General features: G+C 71.5%; 3 protein-coding genes. 1 reads left to right on the top strand and 2 read right to left on the bottom strand.

All coding sequences use genetic code 11. From position 1 onward, the window contains the following. On the top strand, window positions 1-1,136 hold a 1,136-nt coding region (locus ADBZ5U_RS15020; RefSeq protein ID WP_526811523.1), incomplete at its 5' end, for a cytochrome P450. A 5-nt stretch (window positions 1,137-1,141) separates the two neighbouring features. Here ADBZ5U_RS15020 and mftG read toward each other — a convergent pair. Continuing rightward, window positions 1,142-2,416 (bottom strand): mycofactocin dehydrogenase MftG, encoded by a 1,275-nt coding sequence (gene mftG, locus ADBZ5U_RS15015; RefSeq protein WP_526811521.1) that lies wholly within the window; start codon window positions 2,414-2,416, stop codon window positions 1,142-1,144. Continuing rightward, on the bottom strand, window positions 2,413-3,710 hold a 1,298-nt coding region (gene mftF / locus ADBZ5U_RS15010; RefSeq protein ID WP_526811519.1), incomplete at its 5' end, for a mycofactocin biosynthesis glycosyltransferase MftF. The genes mftF and mftG, both read right to left, overlap by 4 nt.

Here is a 3,710-nt window from a genome sequence, read left to right as displayed (position 1 = left end):
CCTGGGTGGACGTCGACGAATACCGGCCGTTCTGGGCGATCACCAAGCACGCCGACGTCATGGAGATCGAGCGGCAGAACAACCTGTTCACCAATTATCCGCGGCCGCTGCTGGCCGTCGCCGAAGCCGATGACGCCCTGCTGCGGGACATGGAGGCCGGCGTCGGCCTGCGCACCCTGATCCACATGGACGACCCGCATCACCGGGACATGCGCAAGATCGGCGTGGACTGGTTCCGGCCCAAGGCGATGCGCGCACTGAAGTCCCGCTGCGACGAGTTGGCCAAGGTCTACGTCGACAGGATGGCCGAGAAGGGCCCGGAACTCGACTTCGCCACCGAGATCGCGGTGAACTATCCGCTCTACATCATCCTGACCATGCTGGGCCTGCCCGACTCGGACTTCCCGCGGATGCTCAAGCTGACCCAGGAGATGTTCGGCGGCAACGACGAGGAACTCCAGCGCGGCGGCGGCGTGGAGGACATGCAGGCCGTCCTGCTGGACTTCTTCATGTACTTCACCGCCCTGACCCAGTCCCGCCGCGAGCATCCCACCGAGGACCTGGCCTCGGCCATCGCCAACGCGAAGATCAACGGCGAACCGATCTCCGACATGGACACGCTGTCCTACTACGTGATCGTGGCCAGCGCCGGGCACGACACCACCAGTGCCGGGATCGCCGGCGGCCTGCTGGCCCTGCTGGAGAACCCCGGGGAACTGGACCGGCTCAAGAGGGACCCGTCGCTGATGGGCACCGCGGTCGAGGAGATGATCCGCTGGGTGGTGCCGGTCAAGGAGTTCATGCGAACCGCCCAGGCCGACACCGTGGTTCGCGGCGTTCCGATCGCCAGGGGCGAGGCGGTGCTGCTGTCCTACGTCTCGGCCAACCGCGACGAGGACGCGTTCTACGACCCGTTCCGCTTCGATGTGGGCCGCGACCCCAACAAGCACCTGTCCTTCGGATACGGCGTGCACTTCTGCCTCGGCGCCGCGCTGGCCCGGATGGAGATCAACAGCCTGTTCACCGAACTGGTGCCGCGCATCAGGTCCATCGAGTTGGCCGGCGAACCCGAGCACATGGCGACCACGTTCGTCGGCGGCCTCAAGCACCTGCCGATCCGCTGCGAGCTCAGCTGACCCCCTCAGCCGAATTCGGCGGCGCGGTGGGCCAGCATCGCGATGGTGGCGTGCGGCCCGCGACCGGGGATTCGCGGCAGCACCGAGCCGTCGATGACCTGCAGGCCGTCCACCCCGTACACCCGGCATTGCGGGTCCACCACCGATCCGATCGGGGCCGTCGAGCACAGGTGCTGTGAGGTGGACCAGGCCGGCGGGCCCAGAGCGGTTGCACCGCCGAGGATTGCGGCGACGAGGTCGCAGCCGCGCCGCAGGTCGGCCATGTCGTCCGGTTCGCTGTCGTAGCGGTGCTCGATGGCCGGTGCGACGGCCGGGTCGGCGGATACCAGCGTGAGACGGCCGCGCGACCTCGGCCGCATCAGCGCCACCCCGATGCTGGTCGTCGCCGACCCGAATCCCGTTGTGTAGGGCCGGATCTCCAGACCCTCGATGCTCAAGACCGTCTCGAGAACCGGATGCCCCGGGGTGACCGGCCAGCCGGTGGACATCAGCCACTCCGGGTGGTCTTGACACCTCCGGCCGACGGGCAGGTCGGCCACCACCGGGATGCCCAGTGCGGTCAGTGTCTCCGCGGGACCGATCCCGGAGAGCATCATCAGGTGCGCCGACTCCACCGCACCCGCCGAGAGCACCACCCGGGCGGCCTCGATCCGCGCGGCGCCGCCGGGTCCGACCGCCTCGACGCCGGTGACGCGGCCGTCGGCGACGCGGAGCCGGGTCACCCGGGTGCCGGTCAGCACGGTCAGGTTGGGCCGGCCCAACGCCGGCTCGAGGAACACCGCACCCGGTCCGCGGCGGATTCCGTCGACGATGTTCAGCGGGACCGCCTCGACGGCCAACCCGGCTGCCGCGGCGGCGTCGGCGAACGCCGCTGTGCCGGCGGCGAATCGGCGCCCGGTCTCGGGGTGGATGCGGCTCTCCACGGCGCGGTAGTGCGGTTCGACGTCGGCCCAGGACCAGCCGGGAACACCGTCGTCGAAGTCGGCGGGCAACCCGCGGCGGAAGTAGCCGCCGTTGACCGCACCCGATCCCCCGACCACCGAACCCCGAACGATGTCGCCGTACCGGTCGGCGGTCAGGGCGGTTCGGTAGTGGTGGGCGACGGGGCTGTCCGCACCGATCGGCAGCGTCGCGGCCGAGTCGGTCAACGCCCTGATGGCCGGGTCGCTGCGGCTCGGGCCCGCCTCCAGCACCGTCACCCGGCGCTTCGGATCGACCGAAAGCCGTTCCGCCAGAACCGATCCGGCGCTTCCCGCGCCAACGATGAGGACGTCGGTCACTTGATCTCGGGCCGAAGCGGTCGCAGTGTCCGTTCCCGCAGCAGCCCGCGCCACACCCCGGCCCCGTAGGCGACGTCGTCGAGTCTCTTGAGAGTCAGGTAACTCAGCGGTCCGATCGGTCTGGCCGCTTGCCCGGGCGGTCGGCCGCGGGTAGTCCAGCCGTGGGCGGCGTCGATGACCGCGGCGATGCCCACCGCCCGCCGGGACCGGCGGGACACCACGGCGGCCAGTGCCGCGGCCGGCCAGTACGGCCGGCATACCGCCGAACAGACCTGCAACGCCCCGTAGGCCAGGCCGCGGGCGGCCAGCGCCCCCGCCTCGGCGCCGCCGAGGCCGTTGCGCCGCAGGGTCCGGACCACCCTGCGGGTGTGCAGGCCGGCGAACCCGGCACCGGCCAGCACGCCGGGCAGCGACCCGGTCGCCACCGAAACCCAGGTCAGCAGACTCGACAGCGGGATCACCAGTGGCGCGCAGTTGTCCGGGTGGCGCAGTGCCAGCGGGGCGGCCGAGGCGCCGTAGAAGGCTCTGCGGGACAACCATTCCCGCATTCCGGTCCGGTGCTCGTGGGCGACCAGCGCGACCGGCTCGTAACGAAGCCGGAACCCGCTTTTCAGCAGCCGCCAACACAGGTCGACATCTTCACCGCAGTGCAGAGCCTCATCGAATCCGCCGACGTCGAGGACGCTCGACCGGCGGCAGACGATCGCGGCGCTGGGGACGTAGGACACCGGCCCGTAGGGCACGACCGGGCTCTCCCGTCCGCCGAGGTCGAGGGCGGAGTGAACGGCCTCGTAGCGGGCGATCAGTCCGCCACCCGGGTGCAGTGCCACGATCCGCGGTGCCGCCAGGGCGACCGCGGGGTCGCTGAAATGGCCGAGCAACGCCTCCAGCCAGCCGCGCCGGGGCAGGACGTCGGCGTCGAGGAAGGCCACCAGGTCGGTTCGGCAGCGGGCCAGTCCGGTGTTGCGGGCGGCGGCCGGCCCCCGGCTCGCCGGATGCCGCAGGATTTCGATGTCACCGCAGTCACCGCCGTCACCGCCGTCGAGCCGGCCGCGGGTCACCGGGATGGCGGACCCGTCGTCGACGATCACCACCGGCAGGCCGCGCAGCGCCGCCATCAGCCGGCGCAGTCCGGCGGCGTTGTCGCGCACCGGAATCACCACCGTGACGTCGCGGTGAGACGGTCCGCCGGACGGCCGCGGGTGCGCGACGGTGGCGTCGAGCAGTGCGCGGGCCAGGTCCGCGCCGGCGGCGTCGTCGACCCGGATCCGGCCGCCGTGGAGCATGCTCCGCG

It is taken from the genome of Mycobacterium sp., from assembly GCF_040398885.1.
Classification (GTDB): Bacteria; Actinomycetota; Actinomycetes; order Mycobacteriales; family Mycobacteriaceae; genus Mycobacterium.
This window is presented reverse-complemented; position numbering and strand designations above follow the sequence as displayed.